This is a genomic window from Amorphoplanes digitatis (assembly GCF_014205335.1).
Taxonomy (GTDB): domain Bacteria; phylum Actinomycetota; class Actinomycetes; order Mycobacteriales; family Micromonosporaceae; genus Actinoplanes; species Actinoplanes digitatus.
This window is the reverse complement of record NZ_JACHNH010000001.1, coordinates 1,657,741-1,680,900: the sequence shown is the minus strand read 5'-3', so window position 1 is coordinate 1,680,900 and position 23,160 is coordinate 1,657,741. Positions and strand designations below refer to the sequence as shown.

The 23,160-nt window shown below is 71.9% G+C and carries 16 protein-coding genes; 5 read left to right on the top strand and 11 right to left on the bottom strand.

Translation table 11 applies throughout. The features are described from left to right. Positions 1–548: 548 nt before the first annotated feature. Positions 549–962, top strand: a complete 414-nt coding sequence (locus tag BJ971_RS07685; protein ID WP_184991103.1) for a hypothetical protein — start codon at positions 549–551, stop codon at positions 960–962. A gap of 75 nt (positions 963–1,037) precedes the next feature. Here the strand turns inward: BJ971_RS07685 and BJ971_RS07680 are convergent, their stop codons facing one another. Next, positions 1,038–1,331: a hypothetical protein gene (locus BJ971_RS07680; RefSeq protein ID WP_184991101.1), complete on the bottom strand. Its 294-nt coding sequence runs from the start codon at positions 1,329–1,331 to the stop codon at positions 1,038–1,040. A gap of 72 nt (positions 1,332–1,403) precedes the next feature. Here BJ971_RS07680 and BJ971_RS07675 point away from each other — a divergent pair, with 72 nt between their 5' ends. After that, positions 1,404–1,775, top strand: a complete 372-nt coding sequence (locus BJ971_RS07675) for a SpoIIAA family protein (RefSeq protein WP_184991099.1) — start codon at positions 1,404–1,406, stop codon at positions 1,773–1,775. Between the two features lie 15 nt (positions 1,776–1,790). Continuing rightward, a complete protein-coding gene (locus BJ971_RS07670; RefSeq protein WP_184991097.1) occupies positions 1,791–2,222 on the top strand; it encodes a nitroreductase family deazaflavin-dependent oxidoreductase in 432 nt (143 codons plus the stop codon). A 3-nt stretch (positions 2,223–2,225) separates the two neighbouring features. Here BJ971_RS07670 and BJ971_RS07665 read toward each other — a convergent pair whose 3' ends face one another. The 5 genes from BJ971_RS07665 to BJ971_RS07645 form a co-directional block, all read right to left on the bottom strand. Beyond that, entirely contained in the window at positions 2,226–4,949 is a 2,724-nt protein-coding gene (locus BJ971_RS07665; RefSeq protein ID WP_203709399.1) for a cation-translocating P-type ATPase, read from the bottom strand. 183 nt (positions 4,950–5,132) lie between these two features. Then, positions 5,133–6,245, bottom strand: coding sequence for an ABC transporter ATP-binding protein (locus tag BJ971_RS07660; RefSeq protein ID WP_184991095.1), 1,113 nt, complete (start codon positions 6,243–6,245; stop codon positions 5,133–5,135). Beyond that, positions 6,242–7,075: an ABC transporter permease gene (locus BJ971_RS07655; protein ID WP_184991093.1), complete on the bottom strand. Its 834-nt coding sequence runs from the start codon at positions 7,073–7,075 to the stop codon at positions 6,242–6,244. The genes BJ971_RS07660 and BJ971_RS07655 overlap by 4 nt, the downstream gene beginning before the upstream one ends. A 7-nt stretch (positions 7,076–7,082) precedes the next feature. Beyond that, positions 7,083–7,826, bottom strand: coding sequence for a molybdate ABC transporter substrate-binding protein (modA, locus tag BJ971_RS07650; RefSeq protein WP_184998713.1), 744 nt, complete (start codon positions 7,824–7,826; stop codon positions 7,083–7,085). A gap of 77 nt (positions 7,827–7,903) precedes the next feature. Further along, positions 7,904–8,329: a TOBE domain-containing protein gene (locus BJ971_RS07645; protein ID WP_184991091.1), complete on the bottom strand. Its 426-nt coding sequence runs from the start codon at positions 8,327–8,329 to the stop codon at positions 7,904–7,906. A gap of 297 nt (positions 8,330–8,626) precedes the next feature. On the opposite strand from BJ971_RS07645, the gene BJ971_RS07640 reads away from it, so the two are divergent. Then, a complete protein-coding gene (locus BJ971_RS07640; protein WP_184991089.1) occupies positions 8,627–16,303 on the top strand; it encodes an FG-GAP-like repeat-containing protein in 7,677 nt (2,558 codons plus the stop codon). Here BJ971_RS07640 and BJ971_RS07635 read toward each other — a convergent pair. Continuing rightward, on the bottom strand, positions 16,296–17,936 hold the full coding sequence (locus BJ971_RS07635) for a sensor domain-containing diguanylate cyclase (protein ID WP_239087540.1): 1,641 nt from the start codon (positions 17,934–17,936) through the stop codon (positions 16,296–16,298). The two genes, BJ971_RS07640 and BJ971_RS07635, sit on opposite strands and share 8 nt — an antisense overlap. 137 nt (positions 17,937–18,073) lie before the next feature. Here BJ971_RS07635 and BJ971_RS07630 point away from each other — a divergent pair, with 137 nt between their 5' ends. Continuing rightward, positions 18,074–19,507, top strand: coding sequence for a calcium-binding protein (locus BJ971_RS07630; RefSeq protein ID WP_184991087.1), 1,434 nt, complete (start codon positions 18,074–18,076; stop codon positions 19,505–19,507). Positions 19,508–19,519: 12 nt separating this feature from the next. Here BJ971_RS07630 and BJ971_RS07625 read toward each other — a convergent pair whose 3' ends face one another. From BJ971_RS07625 to BJ971_RS07610, 4 genes are all read right to left on the bottom strand, one after another. Then, complete coding sequence (locus BJ971_RS07625) at positions 19,520–21,127, bottom strand: sensor histidine kinase (protein WP_184991086.1); 1,608 nt, start codon at positions 21,125–21,127, stop codon at positions 19,520–19,522. 83 nt (positions 21,128–21,210) lie between these two features. Beyond that, positions 21,211–21,360: a hypothetical protein gene (locus tag BJ971_RS07620; protein ID WP_184991085.1), complete on the bottom strand. Its 150-nt coding sequence runs from the start codon at positions 21,358–21,360 to the stop codon at positions 21,211–21,213. Positions 21,361–21,372: 12 nt separating this feature from the next. After that, a complete protein-coding gene (locus BJ971_RS07615; protein WP_184991084.1) occupies positions 21,373–21,993 on the bottom strand; it encodes a sugar O-acetyltransferase in 621 nt (206 codons plus the stop codon). 115 nt (positions 21,994–22,108) lie between these two features. Then, a complete protein-coding gene (locus tag BJ971_RS07610) occupies positions 22,109–23,089 on the bottom strand; it encodes a tetratricopeptide repeat protein (RefSeq protein WP_184991083.1) in 981 nt (326 codons plus the stop codon). Positions 23,090–23,160 lie beyond the last annotated feature (71 nt).

The following is a 23,160-nucleotide window of genomic DNA, read 5'->3' as shown; positions in this document are numbered from 1 at the left end:
CTAACCATACCTTTCGCAGTCCAAGGTAGAACACGCGACATCGGCAGGGTGATCTTGCAAGCGGGTCACCCGGTTGGGTTTCACCACCGCGTAAGTGCAGTACGTCGCAAGCCGCTCCGACCGGGATGGACGGTGCATACGCGAATGGTGTTTTCGCCGCCGTGTCGAATGTGGTCGGACCGGCCCGCAGGCGACCGGTCGCGTCCTGGCCCGCCGCTTTCTCCGTTGCCACGCCCGCTTCCCCTTTTTTGCCATTAGGGGCGCGGCACGCGAACCTGCGGGAGCCTCCGGGCACGCTTCTCGCCGAGCCCCTCGCATTTACCGGAGCGAGCGAATGACCGGGGCAACCAATGCGTCCGGGTAGAAGCGTGGCAACCCCGGCGACATCTCCTCGCCGCCGCCACGGAGGCGGGACCCCGGCGTGTCGGGCCGGCGAACAGGTGACGGAGCGCGGCGGTGACATGTCCAATACACCCGATGGTGGGCATTTGAACACGCTTGGGTGTGTCCGTGCCTGTTAGGCAGACAAATCACCTACTTTGTGCTCCATGAAGCAAACCATCAAGCGATTGCTCGCAATCGCCGTGGCGCTCATAAGCGTCGCTACTGCTAGCCCGGCCCAGGCCGTCGGGGCACAACCGCCGCCGCAGCGGCTTCACGCCACCGCCTACTACGGCACCCTGGACGTGATCGCCCGCGAGGTCCTCAACCTCCGGACCCGGATCACGACCCTCGACGGCCGCCCGGTACCGGGTCTTCCGGTCTCGTTCGTCACCACCGGCGAGCGCTGGTTCATGTGCGAGGCGACCACCGACTGGAACGGCGTCGCCGAGTGCCGCAACGGGCCCATCCCGCCGCCGATCTCCCTGGCGAACCTGCTGGTGAACGGCTACGACGCCATCTTCTCCGGCAACCGCTGGTTCCGGCCGGTCATGGCGCACAACAACATCGGCATCGGCTGACCGACCCCGCCGCACCCATCGCACCCGCCCGGCTCCGGCCGAGCGGGGCGATGGGGCGCCGGGGCCGGCCGCTGATCAGCCGAGACCGCGGTGCGCGGCCCACAGCTCGCCGGCACGGCCGGCGGCTCGCTCGACCAGGGCAACAAGCTCGGGCCGGTCGGGCACGGTGAACGAGACGTAGGCGCCGCGGCCACCGGCGGTCGGCCGGCCGTACGCCTTCGCCGCGAGGCTGCCGTCCTTGAGCAGCCGGACGTTGAGCGTGGTCAGCATGAACTCCACACCGCGCCGGGTGTCGGCCCAGCGGAGCTCCTCGGGGATCGTGACGTTGATCGCCAGGGCGCTCACCTCGGGGTCCACGTCACCGCTCATGAACGCAGTTTCTCACGCGGATCACCCATCGCGGATGAGGTGCCCGCGGGCCGGCTGGGTCATCGTCATCCCATGATCGAAGTGCTTTCCGACCTGCCGGACGGCGCCCTCGGCTTCCGATTCTCCGGGCCGATCAGCCGCGAAGAATACGTGAACATCCTGCTGCCGCCGATGAAGGCCGCGCTCGAGCAGGGCGGGATACGGCTCCTGTTCGTCGTCGAGGACGACTTCGGCTGGTTCCAGCCGGGCGCCTTCTGGGAGGACCTGAAGTTCGGCCTCGGACCGGCCCTGTCGCATCACAAGGCGTGGGAACGGATCGCGATAGTCTCCGACCTGGACTGGGTACGCCACGCCATGGGCCTGTTCGCCTGGATGATGCCCGGCGAGGCGCGCGCCTATCCGCAGCCAGAACTGGAGTCGGCCAAGCAATGGCTGACGGCATAAGGGGACCGCATTCCGATGAGTGACTGGAACACCAAGATCATCGAGGAGTTCCGGGCGAACGAGGGCCGCGTCGGCGGGCCGTTCGCCGGGGCGCCCATGGTGCTGTTGCACCACCGCGGCCGCAAGAGCGGACGCGAACTCGTCGCCCCGCTGATGTATCTGCCGCACGAGACCGACGACGACGTCATCGACGTGTTCGCGTCCAAGGCCGGCGCGCCGGAACACCCCGACTGGTACCACAACCTCGTCGCGGCCGGCCGGGCCACCGTGGAGCGCGGCACCGTCACGTACGCCGTGACCGTGCGGGAGCTGACCGGTGACGAGCGCGACCGGCGCTTCGACGAGCAGGCCGGCCGCTATCCCGGCTTCGCCGAGTACGCGCGGAAGACCGCCGGGATCCGGACCATCCCCGTCCTCGAACTCACCCGCACGGCGACCGCCGGATGACCCCTACCGCGCCCGGGCGCGGGCGCGGCTACGGACGACCACCTTGCGAATCTCCTCGAGCCACAGCACGACCGAGCCGGCGGCCAGGCAGATCGCGAACTGAGCCCCGCTCAGGTGGGTGGCGTTGAAGAACTCGCCCAGCCACTCGACCTTGACGATGGCGAGCTGGGCGACGGCCACGACGCCGACCGACATCCAGAGGTAGCGGTTCGAGAAGAATCCCGAGACGAACGTCGACGCCCGCTCGGAGCGCGCGTTGAAGACGTTGAAGAGCTGGGCGAGCACGAACGTGGTCCAGCCCATCGTGGCCGCGACCGCGACGCCGTACGCCGGCTCGGCCAGGGCCACCACCCCGAGGGAGCAGGCGGCCATGATCGCGGCGAGCCAGAGCAGCACCCGCAGGCGGGCCCCGGGCAGGATCTGGGTCTTCTTGGGCCGCGGCGGCTCGTCCATCGCACCCGGGCGGGGTTCGTCGACGCCGAGCGCCAGCGCCGGCGGGCCGTCGCAGATGAGGTTGACCCAGAGGATCTGGATCGTCGTGAACGGCGCGGCCATGCCCAGCAACGCGCTGGCCAGGACCGCCATGATGGCGCTCAGGTTGGTCGACAGCTGGAAGCGGACGAACTTGACGATGTTCTCGTAGATCGTCCGCCCCTCGCGGACCGCGGTCACGATCGTCGCGAAGTTGTCGTCCAGCAGGATCATGTCGGCGGCTTCCTTGGTCACCTCGGTGCCGGTGATCCCCATGGCCACGCCGATGTCCGCCTGCTCCAGCGCGGGCGCGTCGTTCACGCCGTCGCCGGTCATCGACACCACCAGGTCCTGCGACTGCAACGCCCGCACGATGCGCAGCTTGTGCTCGGGCGCGACCCGGGCGAACACCCCGATGTCGCGTACCCGGCCGGCCAACTCCCGGTCGTCCATGTGCTCGAGGTCGGCGCCGCGGATCACCTCGCCGGTGATGCCGAGGGCGTCGGCGATGGCGCCCGCCGTCGCCGGATGATCACCGGTGATCATCTTGATCTCGATGCCGGACCTGTGGGCGGCGGCGATCGCCTCCTTCGCCTCGATCCGCGGCGGATCCACGATGCCGACCAGGCCGAGGAAGGTCATGCCGGTCGCGGCCTGCGCGAGGTCGCCGTCGAGGTCGATCCGGTTGCGGGGCACCCACCGGCCCGCGGCCGCGAGGACCCGCTGCCCGCCCTCGGCGAGCCGCTCGGCGGACGCCCGGACCGCGGCGCGACCGGCGTCGTCGAGGGCGACCGGCTCGCCGTCGTGGTCCGCGATGTCGTCGACGCGTTCGAGCACGCTCTCGACCGCGCCCTTGACGCAGATCACGAGCTCGTCGCCGTGCTGCCGCAGCCGGTCCTCGTGGATCGTCGCCATGTACTTCGTGGTGGAGTCGAACGGCACCTCGCCGACCCGCGGGAACCGCTGCCGGGCGCCGTCGACGTCGATGCCCGCCTTGGCGGCCAGGACCACCAGCGCGCCCTCGGTGGGGTCGCCGATGCAGGCGCCGTCGCGGATGACCGAGTCGTTGCAGAGCGCCATCGCGGCCGCGAGGCGGCGCAGTTCGGGCGGCCGGCCGTCGAAGTCGGTGGCGACGATCCGCCCCTCGAGCGAGTAGCCCTGTCCGTCGACGGAGAACTCCTCGTCGCCGCGGACCAGGGTCCGCACGGTCATCTGGTTGAGGGTCAGGGTGCCGGTCTTGTCGCTGCAGATGACCGAGGTGGAACCGAGGGTCTCCACGGCGTGCAGGCGCTTGACCACCGCGCGACGCTTGGCGAGGCGGCTCATCCCCACCGCGAGCGTCACCGTGACGGTCGCCGGCAGCGCCTCCGGGATGGCCGCGACGGCCAGCGCGATCGCGCCGACGACCAGCTCGGCGAACTCCTGCCCCTGCGCGAGCCCGATCAGCAGGAGACCGAGCACGGCGAAACCGGCGATGATCGCCAGCCGCCGGCCGAGCTGGGCGGTCTGGCGTTGCAGCGGCGTCGGCTCGGCCTCCACCTCGGACATCAGCGTCGCCAGCTTGCCGATCTCGGTGTCCATGCCGGTCGCGGTGACCAGCACCTCCGCCCGGCCGGCCGTGACCGCGGTGTGGGTGAACGCCATGTCGGTGCGGTCCGCGAGGGCGGCGTCGCGGCCGACCGGGCCGGAGTCCTTGTCGACCGGCACCGCCTCGCCGGTGAGCGCCGCCTCCGCCATCGCCAGCCGGAACGCGGCGACGAGGCGCCCGTCGGCCGGCACCGTGTCGCCGGCCTCCAGCAGCACGACGTCGCCCGGGACGATCTGATCCGCCGGGATCTGCTGTACGGCGCCGTCGCGGCGGACCCGCGCCTGCTGCACGACCAGCGCCTGGATCGCGGCGAGCGACTTCTGCGCCTGCCGTTCCTGCCAGAACCCGAGCAGGCCGTTGAACACCAGGAGAACGGCGATGAAGGCGGCCTCTTCGATCTCGCCGATGGCCAGGGACAGCACCGCGGCGCCGAACAGCACCAGGATCAGCCCGTCGGTGAACTGGGCAAGCAGCGTCCGCCACCACGGCGTCGGCGGCGCCGACTTGAGCGCGTTGGGCCCGTACCGGGCCTGACGCGCGGCGACCTCGGCGCTCGACAGGCCCCGCCCGGCGTCGGCGGCCAGCGTCTCGGCCACCTCGTCGACCGTCATGGCATGCCAGCTCAGGCCGCGCATGTCGCGCAGATCGGGCTCCAGCTCGACGGACATTCCTTCTCCTTTGTGCTGCCCGCGCCGGCGTCAGAGCGACGAGGGCTTGAGATCGTGCGGGCCGCCGTAATCAAAGGATATGAGAGAAATATCCAGATTGTGATGATAGGCCATGCTGGCCAGAATAGGACGCGGATTCCCAGCTCAGGGCCGAGATGCCCCGGCCACCCTGACTCGCCGCCGTTACCGGGTCTGCGCCTCGGCGGGCGCGGGGCCGGCGTCGGCGGGGTAGGCGCGGGTCTCGGCGGCCTTGACCGCGGCCCACACCGCCTGCCCGGGTGCGAGGCGCAGGTCCGCGGCGGCGGCCGGAGTGACGTCGGCCGCGACGCCGATCGGGCCGGCGAGCTGCACCCGCAGGTTGTCGCCGTGTCGCTGTAGGCCGGTGACGGTCGCCTGCCAGGTGTTGCGGGGGCTGCCGTCCGGCCGCTGAAGGTGCAGCGCCACCGCCGACGGCGGGAACGCCACGAACGCGTCGCCGTGCAGGGCGTCGGCGGCGGTCAGGGCGAACCCGGACCCGAGCTGGACGGCGTGGCCGGCGGCGGTGCCGCGGTACAGGTTGAGCCCGACCAGGCGGGCGACGTAGTCGGTGCGCGGCCGGGCGGTGATGGTCGCGGCGTCGCCCTCCTGCACGATGCGGCCGTCCTCGATGATGACCAGCCGGTCGGCCAGGACCAGGGCGTCGAGCGGGTCGTGGGTGACCAGCAGGGTCGCGCCGGGGTGCGCGGTGAGATGGCGGTGCAGCTCGGCGCGGGTGTCCAGCCGGGTGCGGGCGTCCAGCGCCGCGAGGGGCTCGTCCAGCAGCAGCAGGACCGGATCGACCGCGAGGGCGCGGGCGAGCGCGACGCGCTGCGCCTGCCCGCCGGAGAGCTGCCGCGGCCTGCGCCGGGCGTGCTCGGCGAGGCCGACCCGGGCGAGCCAGCCCGCGGCCAGCCGGCGGGCGGTACGCCGGTCGGCGCCGTGCCGGCGCGGCCCGAAGGCGACGTTGTCCAGCGCGCTGAGATGGGGGAAGAGCAGGTAGTCCTGGAACACCACGCCGATCGGCCGGCGCTCGGTGTGCGTCCACAGTCGGCGGTCGGGCCGGTCGAGGTCGTTCCCGGCCAGGGTGACGTGTCCGGCGGTGAGCGGCTGGAGCCCGGCCAGGGCGCGCAGCGCGGTGGTCTTGCCGGCACCGTTGGGGCCGAGCAGGGCGACCACCTCCCCGGCGCCGATGCGCAGCGGCACGTCGAGGCGGAAGGCGCCCCGGTCGACGAGCAGGTGCGCGTCGAGGACCGGGCCGGAAGCCGGTAGTCCGGTCATCCGCTGGTGATCCACTTGTCGCGGAGCGCGGCGAGGATCGTCACCGACACGGCGAGCAGGATCAGGCTGAGCACGACCGCGCCGTCCAGGTCGCCGCCCTCCATGGTCTGGTACACCGCAAGGGGCATTGTCTGTGTGATGCCGGGATAGTTGCCGGCGAACGTGATGGTGGCGCCGAACTCACCGAGCGCCCGGGCCCAGCACAGCACGCCGCCGGCCGCGACGCCCGGCGCGACAAGGGGCAGCGTGACGTGGGTGAAGGCGGTCCACCGGCCCGCGCCAAGGGTGGCGGCGGCCTCCTCGTACCGGGTGTCCGCGCCACGCAGCGCGCCCTCCACGGCGATGACCAGGAACGGCATGGCCACGAACGCCTCGGCGACGACCACACCGGTGGTGGTGAACGGCAGCGTGACACCGAACGTGGAGTCCATCCAGGAGCCGAGCAGGCCCTTGCGGCCGAACACCAGCAGCAGCGCGACGCCGCCGACCACCGGCGGCAGCACGAGCGGGACGGTCACCAGCGCGCGGACCAGCCGCCGGCCGGGGAACTCGACCCGGGCGAGCAGCCACGCCAGCGGCACGCCGAACAGCAGGCACGCGACGGTGGCGATGGTGGCGGTCTCCAGCGACAGCCGCAGCGCGGTCAGCGCACCCGGCGCGGTGAGCTGCTGCCACATCGAGCCCCACGGCGCCCGAATGACCAGGCCGGCCAGGGGAAGCACGAGGAACGCCAGCCCGGCGACGGCGGGCAGCAGCAGCGGCACCGGCACCCGCTGGGTACCGCGGCGACGCGGCGGCCCGGCCGCGTCGCGCTCGTCGGTAAGGGTCATGGTCCTTCTAGGGTGCCTGGAAGCCGGCGGCGGTGAGCACCGCCGTGCCCTTGTCGGACAGCACATAGGCGACGAACGCCTGCGCGCCGGCCTTGTTCGGTGCGTTCTTCAACACGATGATCGGGTACTCGTTGATCGCGCCGGACGACTCGGGGAATTCCACGCCATCGACGTCGGAAGCGGACGCCTTGGCGTCGGTGCGGTACACCAGCGCGGCGTCGACCTCGCCGAGCTTCACCTTGGACAGCGCGGCCTTCACGTCCTGCTCGAGGGTGACCGGCTTGATGGTCACGCCGGCGGCGGCGATGACCTTCTGCGCCGCGGCGCCGCACGGCACCTCGGGTGCGCACAGCGCCACCTTGACGTCCGGTTTCGCCAGGTCGGACAGGCCCTTGACGCCCTTCGGGTTGCCCTTGGGCACCGCGATGACGAGCTGGTTCTTGGCGAACGTGACGGGCGCACCCTCGCCGTTGCCGGCGTCCGTGACGGTCTGCATGTTCTTCGGCGCGGCCGAGGCGAACACGTCCGCCGGCGCGCCCTGGTCGATCTGCGTGGCCAGGGCGGAGCTGCCGGCGAAGTTGAACTTCACCGCCGTGCCCGGGTACGCCGCCTCGAAGTCCTCGCCGATCCGGGTGAACGACTCGGTCAGCGACGCGGCCCCGAACACGGTCACCGTGCCGGTCACCCCCGCACCGCCGGTCGGCGCCGAACCACTGCCGGCGTCCTCGCCGCCACAGCCGACCAGCACCATCGCGGTCAATCCGGCCAGCGCGGCCCGAACGAAACGTGTACGCACCTGTTCTCCCCTTCGGTCCGGGCCGCCCGCGCTCACGCGCCGGCCCGCGTCCTGTGTGCCACGGCCGGCGCGGATCGCTCCACCACCACCGTGGTCGACTTGATCACCGCGACCGCGACCGACCCGACCTGGAGGTCCAGCTCGTCGACCGCCTCCCGGCTCATCAGCGACACGATCCGGAACGGGCCGGCCTGGATGTCCACCTGCGCCATCACCGTGTCCCTGACCACCGCGGTGACGATGCCGCGCAGCCGGTTACGGGCCGAGGAGTCCTCCGAGCCGGCGCCCGGATCGCCGGCCTGCGCGCGCGCGAACCCGGCCAGGTCGACCCCGTCGATCACCCGGTGCCCGTGCTCATCGCGGCCGGCGGCCAGCCGGCCCGCGTCCACCCAGCGGCGCACCGTGTCCACGCTGACCCCGAGCAGCTCCGCCGCCTCACCGATCCGAAACATCGTCACACCGAGCACCCTAGCCGTACGCATCTGCGGTGGGAAACAGGTAATCCTCCTCGCGGATGCCGCTCATCTAGCCAGAAAGATGACGTAACTGCATCATTACGGAATGGCCATGACCCGCGCGCAGCGACACCGGTGGACGTACCGCACCGGTTCCTTGCCACCGCCACCCGGACATGGGTCTAAATCCCACCAGAAACCCCGAACTTCAATCACATACGCGACTATCCGCTAACCACCATCGACGACGGTTGTGCACGATTGGCGCTCAGAGCCGTTCCCGCACCGAGAGCCGAGGCCATGGGAGTACGCGCGTCCGCCGCGGTGGTGCTCGTGTGCAGCTTGCTGGCCTCGGACCTGGTCGGATTGCGGCCCGAGGCGGACGGCCGAGCGGGCGTACCGGACGCGAGCGGACCCGGCGGCTACACCGACGTCCGGGTGGAGGTGCCCGCCTTCCGCGGTCTCGAACCGGCGCTGCGGCTGAGCTATGACGCGGGTGCGCCGAACGGCTGGCTCGGCGTCGGATGGTCGTTGTCCGGCCTGTCGGAGATCACCCGGACGGCGCCGGGCCGCGGGGTGCCGAGCCACACGGATCAGGACGAGTTCCACCTCGACGGGCTCCGGCTGGTGCGATGCCGGGCCGACGGTGCCGCACCGGTGCGGAGCCCCGGATGCGAGCATCCGTCCACACCGGCCGCACAGGGCTATGCCACGAAGGTGGAGGGCTACCGGCGGATCGAATTCGAACCCTCCGCCGCGGGCGGCACGTGGCGCGTCTGGAACCGGGACGGAACGCGGCTGACGTACCGGCCGCGGCTGCCGGTGGGTACGGACCCGGCGGCCTGGCACCTGGCCGGCGTCCAGGATCCGCGGGGCAACCAGGTCACCTACTCCTACTCGCAGAACGCCGATCCGCTCGGCACCGGCCGCGAATATCCGCGCGCCGTCTCGTACAACGGAGTTGTCGTCACGTTCCACTCGGAGCCGCGGCCCGATCCGATCGATCAGGCCGACGGTCGCGCACTCGTGGTGACCCGGCACCGCCTCAAGTCCATCGACGTCCAGGTACGCGGTGAGCGGCTGCGGGCGTACGCGCTGCGGTACGAGACGCGGACGGGCACCACCTCCCGGTCGATGCTGCGAGCGGTGCAACAGTACGGCCGGGACGCCGTGCTCGACGGCTCGGGCACCGTGGTGTCCGGCACGGCCGCGCCCGCCCTCACGCTGACCGCGCAGGCCGGCCCGGCGCCGGCCGACTGGTGGGCCGCCGAGCCCGTCGCGACGGTCCCCGATCCGGGCCCGCGGTGGACCGGCGCGCGACCCGGTTCGGTGTTCCGCGACCAGGTGGTCGACCGCGAGTTCCACAAGCGGCCGCGAGATCCGGAGGACACCCCGTACACGACGGGCGACATCAACGGCGACGACCGTACCGATTGGATCAAGGTCAACGCCAACGACGACGCCGGGCCGGCCCGGGTCGAGATCACCACCGGGGTGAGCGACCGCGGGCTGGTACCGATCTCGGTCTCCGAGATTCTCCCGTGGCCGGACCCGGACGGCTGGGGCGATCCGCTCGACCGTGGCCTCCAGGTCTGGGCGACCGACGTCAACGCGGACGGCAGCGACGACCTGATCCTGACCGTCGGCCATCGGCGTGGCCGGCCGGTGATCTCGTTCCCGGTGGGCGGCCAGACGGCACCGCAGGTGATGCTGATCTTCGTGGCGCTGTCCGAGCACGACGGCACCTTTCGGCTGCTGCCGTCGTTCACCGAGACCTCCTGGATCGACAACCCGAACTCGGGCTTCGACATGCTCTGCCGGCCCGGCGACGCGAACGGGGACGGTCGCGCCGACCTGATCTGCGTGTACTCGGACCCGTTCGTCAGCCCGATCTTCGAGCCGCTCCACCAATATCTCGGCACCGCGCTGGGCCGCGGCGACGGCACATTCACGACCGCCTCCGTCGCCGCCCCGGACCGCGGCTCGCACCGCGGTACGCCGGACCTGGCCGTCGCCGACGCCGACGCCGACGGCCGCGCCGACGTGAGCCTGGCGTTCAGTAGCCGCTGGTGGACCGGGTTCGGACGCGGCGACGGCACCTACTCGCTGGTGGATCACAAGACGGCGTTCCACGGATGGAACGGCCGCCTGCGCGCCGCCGACGTCAACGGCGACGGCCGCGCCGACCTGCTGCGGGTGGTCACCCTGCCGGGCCAGCCGACCCGGCGTGGCCTCGTGCAGACCCTGGTGAGCCAGCGCGGCGGCGGCTGGCTGGCGCGGGAGGACCAAGTTCCCGACCGGCTGATCGGCGACGAGCGGTACCTGATGGTCCACGTGACCGCCGGCGACGCCGACGGCGACGGGAACACCGACCTGCTGTTCCCCATGCTGACCCAGGCGCATCCGGCCACCGCCTGCTCGCCCGCGTTCGACCGCCCGCACACCAGCTTCACCCGGGTGTTCGGCGCCGGTGACGGCACGTTCCGGTGGCCGGCGAGTTGGACCGACTGCGGCACGTCCAGCGAACGCGCGTACACGTTCGACGACCTGCTGACGTGGCAGGGCGTGCACGCACCGGACGTCGACGGCGACGGCCTCGCGGACCTGTTCGGCCTCTACAGCGACGCCGGACCGCTGATCGCGGTGGATGACGTGTCGCCACGCACCGGCGCGGACAGCGCCCGGCGGTCGATCCATGCCGACGTGGACGGTGACGGCCGGCAGGACACGCTCTACGTCCATCCGGCCAAGGACTCGACCACGATCTACGCCCTGCTGCGGCGACCGGGCGGCGGCTACGTGCAGCGGTCACAGCGCGTGTTGCCGGGCCGCGGCGCTCAGGTCGCCCGGAACTGGAAGGTCGGCGACGTCAACGCGGACGGCCGCGCCGATCTCATCTACCTGGTGGACGAGCCCGGCCGATTCCGGATCACCTCCCTGCTCGCCGACGGCACGGGCGGGTGGACCGAACGGACGCGCGTCGCCTGGCCCAACTACGTCGCGCAGAACCCGGGTGAGTCCGGGCGCGACGACCCCGGCTGGCGGACCATGGATGTCAACGGCGACGGCCGGACGGACCTGGTCCATCTGTACCGCGCCGACCAGGTGCTCCGCGTCAACACCCTGCTCTCCACCGGCGACGCGGCCTGGACGCCCCGGCCGGGGCGGGTGCCGGGCGAGCCGCCGGCCGCGGGGCCGCTGAGCTGGCAACAGGCCGATGTGAACGGTGACGGCCGGACCGACCTTGTCCGGGTTCGCCCGGTCGCCGGCGGCGGCTGGGTGGACACCGTGCTGTCCACCGGCGACGGGCTCCGCTGGCGCCGGGCGACCCAGCCCTTCGCCGGCACGCACCTCGCCGTCGACGCCCGCAGGTGGCTGGTCGCGGATGCCAACGGCGACGGCAAGGCGGACCTCGTCCGGCCGGACCGTACGGCGACCGGGATCTCCGTCCGGTCCCTGCTGGCGCACGGCGACGGCAGGTGGCGGCCGGAGAACGCCGCCGACGCGTTTCCGAACCCCTTCGCCGACGACGCGGCGATCGCCGACACGGCGCGCTGGCGGGTCACCGACGTCAACCACGACGGCCGATCGGACCTGCTTCACCTGCTGCCCTTCCGGCTTCCGCCGCGCGTGCCCGGCGGTCAGCCGGAACTGGGTCTGCGGATCGACACGCTCACCTCGCTGGGGCAGGGTGTGTGGCGGCCCACCGCGCCGGTGCCGAACGCGCTGCCCGGCTACGCGCCACCGGGCGCCCTGGAGTGGGCGCCGGCCGACGCGGACGGTGACGCGGACGCGGACCTGGTCCGTCTCGACCTGAGGGCGGGATCGCTTCAGGTCACCACGATCCGCGCGGCCGCGGCGCCGGACCTTCTCGTCGGCGTCGACAACGGCCTCGGCGCCCGGACCGGCATCGGTTACCGGCCGTCCTCGGCGTTCCGGACGCGCAGCCCGCCGGCGCCGGAGTTGTCCGGCTGCCACCTTCCGCAGGGCGTCGTCCTGCACCTGCCGGCGACGGTGGAGCTACGCGTCGCGGGCACCTCGCCGGCGCGCGCGGAGTTCGACTACTCGTGTGCGCGCTGGTCGTACACCGATCGGCGGCTGCTCGGCTGGGCCCGGACCGCGACGACCCAGGCGGCCGCCGCGAACCGGCCGGCCCGCACGAACGTGCAGCACTACCGCATCGACGACACCTGCCTGGTGCGACCGGTGTCGTCCTTCCGCCAGGACGCGGCCGGCCGGCTGCTGGGCCGCACCGTCACCACGTACCGGCCCACCGGCGGCCGCGCCCCGGCCACCTGTCTGCCGGAGACCGCAAGCACCTGGGAATACGACACGCCGAACGGCGGCGGCCCGGCGGTGGGCCGGGAGAGTCGCATCGCGTACGCCTACGACCGTTTCGGCAATGTCGAGCGGTTCCAGGCCCTGGGTGATCCCGCCGACCCGCGCGACGACCAGGTACTTCTGCGGCGCTTTCGACCCGCCACCGAGCCGTGGATCGTCGACGCGCCGGCCGCCGAGGAACTTCGGGACGGCACGGGTGCCACCTCGAAACGGCTGCGCGACACCGGCTGGTGCTACGACGGCGACAACGGCACGCCGCGGGGTGCCTGCCCCGGCGTGCCGGGCCGGCTCGGCCTCCTGACCGCGGTCAAGCGGCTGGACGACCGGGGCCGCTACCTCACCACCACCCTCACCTACGACGCGTTCGGCAACCGCACCTCGGTCACCGACGCACTCGGTCACACCACCACGACCGCCTACGACCCCGAGCGCCACCTGCTGCCGGAGCGGGTGTGCAACGCGTTGCACCAGTGCACCGTCACCGACTGGGACCGCCGGCAGGGCCTGATCACGGCGTTCACCGACGCCAACGGCGCGCGCCTGGAGACCGACCCCGATCCGTTCGGCCGGCCGGCGACCGTGCGGCGGCCCGGCCGGGGGGCCGTCCGCTACAGCTATCTCGACTGGAACGATCCGGCCCGCCGGCGGATCCGCGAGGTACGCGACGACGGCACCCCCGACGGCCTCTGGTCGGAGACGTTCCTGGACGGGCTGGACCGCCCGACCGGCATCGAACGCGAGGGCGACCAACCCGGTCGCACCTTCGTGCGGCATCTCTTCTACTCCGACGCCGCGGCGCGGCCGGCCGCGACCACCAACTGGTTCAGCCTCCCGGCCGGCGAGGCGCCGGTGGTGGAGCGCTACGCCTACGACGCCGACGGCCGGCTGACCAGCCAGACCCATGCCGACGGCGCGGTACGCCGGTGGGCGTACCGCAACGACGACGAGTACGCCTGGGTCGACGAGACCGACGAGCGCGGCAACACCACGACGTTGAAGTCCGACGCGCACGGCCAGCTGGCCGTGGTGGAGCAACGCGACAACGGCGCCGTGTCCCGGCTGCGCTACGGATACGACGCCGCCGGCCGGCTCACGACGATGACCGACGACCAGGGCAACGTCAGCCGGTGGCACTACACGCTCCTCGGCGAGGTGGCCGCGATCGACGACCCCGATCTCGGGGTGTGGCGCTGGACCTGGGACCCGGCCGGGAACCGCGACACGCAGACCGACGCGCGCGGACGGCGGCTCAGGTACCGCTACGACGCCGCCAACCGGCCGGTGGCCGAGATCCGCCGGGACGGTTCCGAGGTCCGGTGGCACTACGACGAGCCGGGGCACGGTGCCGGCATCGGACAGCTCACCTCGGTCAGCGACCCCACCGGTCAGGGCTGCCCGGGCGGCCGGTCCCGGTCGCTGCGCTACCGGCCCGGCGGTGACCTCGCCGAGGACCTCAGATGCGTCGGCGGCGACCGCCAGGCCGTCGGCCTCGAGTGGGACGGCCTCGGCCGCCAACTGGCGGTGACCTACCCCGACGGCGAGCGGCAGACGTACGGATACGACACCGCGGGCCGCCTGCGGGACATGCCGGGCCTGGTGGGAGAGTTCCGCTACGACCCCGACGGGAATCCGACCTGGACCGAGCGGGCCGACAGCACCGTCACGGCGTGGACCTGGGATCCGAAACGGCGCTGGCTCAACGAGATCAGCACCGCCTCCCCCGTCACCGGGCCGCTGCTGCGGATCGGCTACACCCACGAGCCCGACGGCCTGGTACGTACCGAGTCCGTCACCCCGCCGGGACGGCAGCTGTCGTTCAGCTACGACGCCCTGGACCGGCTCACCGATGTGACCGGTGCCCTGGCCGAGCACCTGAGCTGGGACACGGTCGGCAACCTGCGGCGTTCTTCGGTCACGGGCCGGTACACCTATCCGCAGCCGGGCCCCGCCGGATGCGGCTCGGGAGCCGCGCGGTCGCCGTGCCGGGGTCCGCACGCCGCGTCGAGCATCGCCGACGAGTGGTACTACTACGACGCCAACGGCAACACCGTCGCGGTGGGCAACGCGCCCACGTACACCGTGCGCGCCAAACAACCCGGAAGGCGTCGCGACACGCTCTGGGCGATCGCGGCCGATCGCCTCGGCGACCCGCGGCGATGGCCGGAGATCTTCGCGCTGAACCGCGGCGAGCGGTATCCCGACCCGCCCGGCGGCCGCTTCACCGACCCGCACTGGATCTACCCGGGTCAGCGCCTGCGGCTGCCGCCCGCGGCCGCCGCACCGCCGGTGGCCGGCGCCGCGGCCTGCACCGCCGGGTCCTCGACGGCCCCGGCCACCCGGCACCTGGCCTGGGACGACGACAACCGCCTCGTGATGGTCGAGGACAAGGCCGGCCGGCGTACCTGCATGCGGTACGACGCCGACGGCACCCGCGTCGAGACCCGCCACGGTCCGCGGGTCCGCCGGTACTTCGGGCCGTGGCTCGAGGCCGGCGCGGGCGGGGCCGACAGCGTCAAGTACTACTGGGCCGGCTCCACGCTCATCGCCGGGCGCGACCGCAACGGTCTGCACTTCTTCCACACCGACCGGCTCGGATCGACCCGCCTGCTGACGACCGGGACCGGGGCGGTCGGCGCGCGCTACGACTACCGCCCGTCCGGGGCGTCGCCGGGCCAGCAGAGCACGGCCACCGACCTCCGGTTCACCGGTCAGCGTCAGGACCCGTGGTCCGGCCTCATCCAGATGGGCGACCGGTACTACGAGCCCCGGACCGCGCGATTCCTGAGCCCCGACTCCGTCGTGCCGGACCGCGGCCGCACCCAGTCCGGCAACCGGTACCTCTACGCGTACGGCAACCCGCTCGGCTGGACGGACGCCACCGGCCATCAACCCGACGATGTCAGCGACCCGGACGACTGGGCGCCGTGGCCGTACGAGGCGGATCCCGGAACCCCCGACTGGTCGGCGGAGCAGGCCCTGGCCGACCTGGGCGACCCCAACCTGTGGGGCGACGACATCAACGTGTACGGGCCGGCGCCCCTGCTCGAGGCCGCCGACTCGGCGTCCAACATCTTCAGCTACTTCGTCAGCGACTTCCTCCGGCAGACCGACGACATCCTCAGCGGCCGCGACGCTCAGTACTGGCACGCACGCAATCCCGACGACCCGTTCTTCGACCTGCCCAAGCCCGCGCCCCCCGGCTGGCGGGACGCCAACGGCAACGAGATTCCGATGGCGTACGGCATCATCCCGGTGCCACTCACCATGTCCGGGCCGGTGCTCATCAGAGCACCTCCGGCAGCCACCGCGGCGGAGATCGCGGAACTGGAGGCGTACATCAAGGGCAGCAACGAGGCGATCGCCGCCGGCCAGCTGTCACCCACCGGGCGGGTGCCGACCGCCGGCGCGCTGCGCGCCGCGGCGTCGGAGGCCGCTGCCGCCGAACGCGCAGCCGCGGCCGCGAGGGGAACCCCCTACCAGGGCCACGCCGGGCACGTTCCGGACACGACCTGGATGGGACGGCCCGAACCGCACAGCTGGCTGGATCTGTCGCCGCGAGTCAACATGAGCGTCGGCGGCCAGGCACCCCAGTATCCGTTGGGGTATCAGCCCACCGAGTTCGTTCTCGTCAAGTAGCGGAGGCGGGGAGGTCGGTCATCGACGGGTCGTGCACCTGTACGCCGTGCTTGCCCAGATGCTTGGCCCGGTACATGGCGGTGTCGGCGCGGCGCAGCAGCTCCTGCGGGGTGTCGCCGACGCGACCGGTCGCGACGCCGATGCTGGCCCGGATGGCGAGCGTGTCCTCGCCCATGCGCACCGGTGTCTCGGCCGCTGCGGCCAGGATGCGCTCGGCGGTGGCAACCGCGCTCGCCTCGTCGGGCACCTCGGTGGTCAGCACGACGAACTCGTCGCCGCCGAGGCGGGCCGCCACGTCACCGGCACGCACGGCGGCACGCAGGATCCGGGCGAACTCGCTGAGTATCGCGTCACCGGCGGCATGCCCGTACACGTCGTTGACCATCTTGAAGCCGTCCAGGTCGATGAGCAGCAACGCGATGTTCGTGTCCCGGCCCACCAGATCGGTGAGCCGAGCGTCCAGCCCGGCGCGGTTGGCCAGGCCGGTCAGCGGGTCCTGGAGCACCATCCGCTGCAGCTCCAGCTCGCGTTCGCGCAACTTCGTCTCGACCTGCTCGCGGCGTTCGATGTCGTCGCGCAGGGCGGCGGTCGCGGCGTCGACCTTGCCCATTGCCCGGTTCCGTGCGCCCGCCAGCAGGCCGACGATCAGGGTGAGCAGCGCGGTGATCGTCATCGCCACCCGGAACGCGGTGCCGGCGGCGCCCTGACGGGTCTCGCGAAGCAGCGCGTCGGTCGGGTACATCCGCAGGGTCCAGGTGCGCACGCCGATGGTGATGTGCGTGATCCGGTCCAGCGAACGCGGATAGTCCCGGGCCCGGTTGGCGGAGGCGGCGGCGACCGTCTGCACGACGGTGCCGTTCAGCTCCAGCAGCTCGGCGGCGACCGCGCCGTGCTCCTGCGCCACCGCCTGCGCCTGGAGCGCGCTGGTCAGCAGGTCGTGGCCGTGCACACCCATGGTGAGCCAGCCGCGGAACACGTTGCCGGTGCGGTACACCGGCACCGCGAGCCGGAACGACAGCTGCTGCTGCGCGACCGGCAGGGTCCGATCGAGCAACAGCACGTATGCGCGGCTGACCGCGAAGCCGCCGGCGTCCCGGGAGTGCCGCAGGGCCTGCGCCGCCTCGGGAACGCTGTACAGATCCGTGCCGGTGGGTCGCTGCCGGCCGTCGACCGAGCGCCGCAGGACGATGAACGCGTGCTGGCTGCCGACGGCGGGTTTCAGCTTCAGGTCGCGCGCGCCGCGCTCGCGCCAGTAGGACTCCAGGGCGGCGACGCCGCTGTCGGTCGAGTCGACGACCAGGTCGAGCGAGGTGGCGCCGGGCAGCCGGCGGTTACTGACCGTATTGGTGATCCAGGTGAAGTCGGCGGCGGTGAGGTCGGGCTGCGCCCCGATGGCCACCGCCACGTCGGTGAGCATGTCGCCGTACCGTTGGATCTCCGTGCTTATCGCCCGGCTGAGGTCACTGGTGTAGCGGTCCATCAGGTGGACCGCGCTGCGGTGTTCGTCAGCACGCTGGGCGACCCACGACGCGGTGGTCCCGGTGAGCGCGACCACCACGACCAGCGCGATGCCGGTCCAGCGTCGCCAGTTCGGCCGGATACGCACCCGCAGCATGTCCAGCAGATCGGTCATGTGGTCGTCCGGCTTAAGGTTTCGGGCTCCACGGCACTGACACGGACGTCACCTCCACCTGTACCTGGCGACGCTGATCGCGCCTACAATCGCGCTCCACATGTAGATCAACATCGCCGTACCTGGGAGAAGCCCGCATGTCGCACCCCCCGCGCCTCGCCACGCTCGGCATGGCCCTGCTCACCGCGGCTTCCGTCGGTCTCCTGGCCGCGCCCGCGCAGGCGGCCACGACCGGCCTGGCCTCGGTCGTGGAGACGACGAAGGTCCAGTACAAGGCCGCCAGGGGTAAGCAGAACAAGGTCGTCGTGACCCGGTCAGGCAACACCATCACGATCGACGACCGGGTGAGCGTCAAGGCCGGCAAGGGCTGCAAGGCGGTCAAGGGCGACAAGACCAAGGTCAGGTGCAGGACGTCGAAGGCGCCGACCCGGGTGCGGGTCTACACCTACGACCGGAACGACTCGATCGTCAACAGGACGGACCTCGGCATGACCGCCGACGGCGGCAGCGCCGCCGACACCATCACCGGCGGCCCGCGCGGCGACACGCTGCGCGGCGACACCGGCAAGGACAAGCTCCACGGCCTCGGCGGCGTGGACTACATCCAGGGCGGCGACGGCAACGACCGGGTGTACGGCGGCGACAGCGGCGACCACATCGACGGCGGGGACGACGACGACACCCTGTTCGGCCAGAACGGCGACGACTTCATCACCGGCTGGATCGGCGACGACCGCCTGGTCGGCGGCGCCGGCGACGACGACCTGCGATCGAACGCGTACGGGGACAGCCGCTCGGACGACGACGTCCTCGAGGGTGGCAGCGGCACGGACACCGCCAACTACTTCACCTACGAGCGCCCGGTGACGGCCGACGCCGACGGGGTCGCCGGCGACGACGGCATGAAGGGCGAGCACGACACCATCAGGACCGACGTCGAGAGGATCCAGGGCGGTCAGGCGAACGACCGGCTCTACGGCACCGGCCGCCCGGACATCCTCGTCGGTGGCCCCGGCAACGACACCCTCTACGGGTACGCGGGCCACGACGTCCTGGTCGGCGAGCTCGGCGCCGACGTGCTCGACGGAGGGTCCGGTGACGACGCCCTCGTCGGCGACGACCCCACCATGGGCACGGTGAGCGCCGACGTCATCCGCGGCGGAACCGGCCGGGACCTGGTGGACTACATGAACTACACCAAGGCCGTCGTGGTCGACCTGGACGGCGCGCAGCGCGATGACGGCCAGGCCGGCGAGCACGACACCGTTGGCGCCGACGTCGAGGGCCTCATCGGCGGTTCCGGAAGCGACCGGCTGACCGGCAACGCGAGCGCGAACGAGATCGACGGCTGGGCCGGCGACGACGTCATCCGGGGCGGCGAGGGCGACGACACCCTGTCCGGCGGGGACGACCGCGACAGCCTCTACGGCGAGGCCGGGGACGACGACGTCAACGGCGGCGAGGGCTACCAGTACGACACGCCCGACCGACTCGACGGTGGGACGAACGGCACCACGGGCGACCGGTGCGACCCGACAACGACCGACACCGTGGTCGACTGCGAGCGGTGACACCCACGCCGTTCAGGTGGCCCGCTGGGCCTTGGGCAGGCACAGCACGAACCGGCCGCCGTGTGGAACGACGTCCTCGTACCAGACTCGGCCGTCGTTCGCCTCGGCGAGCAGCCTGGACAGGTACAGCCCGAAACCGGCGCCGTTCCTCGCCGCGCCGGGCCGCTCGGCCTGGGTGAAGCGGTCGAACAGGTGCGCGACGAACTCCGGCGGCACCCCGTCGCCCTCGTCGCTGACGGCGAACAGGACCTCGTCGCCGGTGTCGTCGAGGGCCGCCGACATGTGGATATGACCCGGGCTGTACTTGACCGCGTTCGTGACGAAGTTGGTGAGTACCTCATGGGTGTGCACGGGGTCGGCCCACACGGCCGCGCCGGGTGGGCCGGAGCCGGCACTGACCCGCGCGCGGGCCTGCTTGGTCAGGTTGTCCGTGACCCGCGTCAGCGTCTGCTCGACCGGCAGCACGGCGGGCCGGGTACGGATTTCGCCCCGCTCGGCGCGGCAGAGCGCGAGCAGGTGCGCCGCCATGTCGAGCAGCTGGCTGACCCGGTCGCCCAGTGCCCGGGCGGCCGCCCGGCGTTCGTCGTCGGTGCTGGTGTCCCAGTCGTGGGTCAGCTCCTCGGAGCAGGCCGAGATCACCGCGAGGGGCTGGTTGATCTCGTGGGAGAGGGTGGCGATGATGTCGCTCTTCCAGGTGCCCGCGGCCTCCAGCTCGAGATTGGCGGCGGCGAGGTGCTCGGCCCGGCGGCTCAGTTCGCGGTGCGCCCGGTCGAGCCCCTCGTGCGCCGCCGAGAGCCGCCGGTAGAGGCTCGCGGTTTCGGCGAGGAGGGCCACCAGCACCACCCCGGCGGTGAGCAGCAGAGTGACCCGCGCCGAATACCAGCCGAGCGTGTAGCGGTACGGGGCGGCCAGGTACAGGATCGCGGTGGCCAGGGACGCGCTGATCGCCACCACCACCCACCGTTCCACCGGTGGCCGGCGGCGCAGATCCAGGGCCACCACCAGCAGGCAGACGGCCGTGCTCAGCGCCGCCGCACAGATCATCCACCGACCGGCCGGGGTCTGCGTGCCGCCCTGATAGAGCCGGGGCAGCCAGTCCGCGCCACCGAGGACGATGCTCGTCACCGCTACCGCGAGCGCGAGCACCGCGGCGGCCGCGACCAGGGCGGCGGCCCGCCGCCGGGTCCTGACCCGCCCGCCCCATCGGGCCGCTAGCGCCGCGACGAACCACTGTTGCGTCGCCACCAGCACCGGAAAGCCGGTGAAGACCGCCAGAAACAGCCACGGTGAGCAGACCTCGGCCCAGGTGGAGTCGGCACTCAGGTGTTGCATCCGGGTGAAGACGACGGCGTAGGGCACCATCATCACGCTGGAGTAGAGGTAGGCCGAGGACAGGCCCAGCGTCGCCAGCCGGCCACCGGCCAGGAACTGCTGCACCAGCAGGTGCGCGGTCAGCAGATCGGCCGCGGCCATGAGGACGAAGAACGCGACGATCAGGTACGGGTGAACGGCCAGGCGGTAGTCGGCGATCGGCGCGATGACCAGGGCGGCGGTGATCACCGCGATCGCGTAGATCCACAGACCCCGGCGTACCGGGGCCTCGTCCGGGTTCACGGCCATAGACCCCCAAACCATCACGGATCTCCCAAACAGAGGCTACCCGGCCCGCCGCCTGCCGCTATGCATGATCACGATCCGCGACATCAGTTGCCGCAGGCGCCGATGTACCAGGTGCCCGGCGCGGCCTGGGCGGGCGACTCCACGAACCGCAGTCTCGCCCCGCCCTCGAGCTGAAAGGCCTGTTCCCGCGCCGCCCGCACGGTTCCGGCCGCGCCGGCGAGCAGGAAACCCACCGGACGGGCCGGTCAGGCGTTCGTCCTTGGCCCCTCGACAGGGGCTGTCCGCGTGTTGAGGTCTTCGTCCGTGATCTGCCGGACGACTCGACAGGGCACTCCGACGGCGACGGTCATGGCCGGGATGTCGTGGGTCACGACGCTGCCCGCGCCCACCACGGCGCCGTACCCGATGCGAACGCCGGGAAGCACCACAACGTTGCTGCCTATCCAGACCTTGTCCTCGATCACGATGGGTTCGGAGAACCGCCGAAAGTCCACCCGCAGGTCCGGATGGACCGGGTGCCCGGTCGTGGTCAGGGTGACACCCGGCGCGATCATGACACCGTCGCCGATGCGGATCTCCACATCGTCGACGAAGGTCAGATTGACGTTGCCGAAGAAGTCGTCACCGATATGCACGTTGCTGCCGAACCCCGCATGGAAAGGGGAAAGCAGGACGGTACGAGCGCCGACGGACCCGAGGATCGCCTCGAGCAGTGATCGACGCCGTTCCGCGTCGCTCGGCCGAGTCCGGTTGTAGTCGAAGATCAGATCCGACCGACGCAGCGGTGCCTGAAAGGACGCCTCCGACTCCGTGTAGAGCAGCCCCTGCCGAATCCTCGTCAGCACGTCGCGGTCACGATCCAACATGGCTCCACCTCTTTGTCGGCGCGGACGTTCATCCTGACGCAGCGCCCGACCCGCCACCGCCCCCGCTGACCGGCTCACCGACCGGAGCCGCACCGCACCCGCACGGTCGGTGAGATTACGGCCGGGTACTGCCGCGCCGCCGCGCCGGCCCGCGACGGTTCCGCTCGTAGCCTGGAGTCCGCTGTGGTGGCTCGCTGTTGGCGAGGGCGCGCTGCCGCACCTCGCGGGCGGCGTCACGATGACCGAGCGCGGCAGCCCGGCGGTACCAGACGAGTGCGCCGCGAGGATCGTCCAGCTCCTCGCAGGCCACCGCCGCGCAGTAGGCGGTCTCCGCGTCGAGGTTCTCGGCATCGGCCTCCCACACCGTCAACGCCTGCCGGTACCAGCGATGCGCCTCCCGGAGGTCACCCGCCTGCTCCAGCTCGATCGCGAGGTTGTACGCACAGCTGGCGTTACCGCCGTCCGCGCCGGCCCGCCACAACACCAGCGCCTCCGGGCTACGCCCGGTCCGATCCAGGAGCAAGGCGAGGTTGTTGCGTGCGTCGAGGTCGCCGCAGGCGGCAGCGACCCGGTACCAGTATTCGGCCTCGTCGTCGTCGCCCGCGCTCTCCAGCCGATCCGCGAGAGCGTGTGCGCTGTCGGCGTCACCGCTTTCCGCGGCGGCGACCAGCAGGGGCCTTGCTTCCTCGTGGCGCCCGAGGCGGTCGAGCAGCAGAGCAAGCTGGTTCCGGGCGAGCTGGTCGCCGCCCGTGGCCGCGGTCCGGTACCAGTGCTCGGCCTGCTGATCCTGACCGAGCCTCTCGTGCAGCACCCCGGCATTGCAGGCGCCGAAGAGGTTCCCGGCCTCGGCCGCGGCCTCCAGAAATGTCAGAGCCTCCCGCTCACGACCCGTCCGGCCGAGGAACGCTCCAAGGTTTGTCAGCGCCCGTGGATCGCCGCCGCTCGCCGCCACCCGGTGCCAGCGTTCCGCCTGACCGTCGTCGCCCACCAGCTCCCATTCCAGGGCCAGGTTGTACGCGTCGACGAGATCGCCCCGCATCGCCCCGGCCTGCAACCGCTGGATCTTGCGACGCTGCGCCTTCGGAAAGCGTTTCATGCTCGCACCGACCTGGTCGGTGCCGACCGGGTATCGCCGCGATGTCCGTGACGCACACATCCGCGGGAAGA

Excerpts from the sequence above, each read along its gene's own strand:
- BJ971_RS07685 (WP_184991103.1), top strand. The coding sequence starts at position 549 with ATGAAGCAAACCATCAAGCGATTGCTCGCAATCGCCGTGGCGCTCATA.
- BJ971_RS07680 (WP_184991101.1), bottom strand. The coding sequence starts at position 1,331 with ATGAGCGGTGACGTGGACCCCGAGGTGAGCGCCCTGGCGATCAACGTC.
- BJ971_RS07675 (WP_184991099.1), top strand. The coding sequence starts at position 1,404 with ATGATCGAAGTGCTTTCCGACCTGCCGGACGGCGCCCTCGGCTTCCGA.
- BJ971_RS07670 (WP_184991097.1), top strand. The coding sequence starts at position 1,791 with ATGAGTGACTGGAACACCAAGATCATCGAGGAGTTCCGGGCGAACGAG.
- BJ971_RS07665 (WP_203709399.1), bottom strand. The coding sequence starts at position 4,949 with ATGTCCGTCGAGCTGGAGCCCGATCTGCGCGACATGCGCGGCCTGAGC.
- BJ971_RS07660 (WP_184991095.1), bottom strand. The coding sequence starts at position 6,245 with ATGACCGGACTACCGGCTTCCGGCCCGGTCCTCGACGCGCACCTGCTC.
- BJ971_RS07655 (WP_184991093.1), bottom strand. The coding sequence starts at position 7,075 with ATGACCCTTACCGACGAGCGCGACGCGGCCGGGCCGCCGCGTCGCCGC.
- modA (WP_184998713.1), bottom strand. The coding sequence starts at position 7,826 with ATGGTGCTGGTCGGCTGTGGCGGCGAGGACGCCGGCAGTGGTTCGGCG.
- BJ971_RS07640 (WP_184991089.1), top strand. The coding sequence starts at position 8,627 with ATGGGAGTACGCGCGTCCGCCGCGGTGGTGCTCGTGTGCAGCTTGCTG.
- BJ971_RS07635 (WP_239087540.1), bottom strand. The coding sequence starts at position 17,936 with ATGACCGATCTGCTGGACATGCTGCGGGTGCGTATCCGGCCGAACTGG.
- BJ971_RS07630 (WP_184991087.1), top strand. The coding sequence starts at position 18,074 with ATGTCGCACCCCCCGCGCCTCGCCACGCTCGGCATGGCCCTGCTCACC.
- BJ971_RS07625 (WP_184991086.1), bottom strand. The coding sequence starts at position 21,127 with ATGGCCGTGAACCCGGACGAGGCCCCGGTACGCCGGGGTCTGTGGATC.
- BJ971_RS07615 (WP_184991084.1), bottom strand. The coding sequence starts at position 21,993 with ATGTTGGATCGTGACCGCGACGTGCTGACGAGGATTCGGCAGGGGCTG.
- BJ971_RS07610 (WP_184991083.1), bottom strand. The coding sequence starts at position 23,089 with ATGAAACGCTTTCCGAAGGCGCAGCGTCGCAAGATCCAGCGGTTGCAG.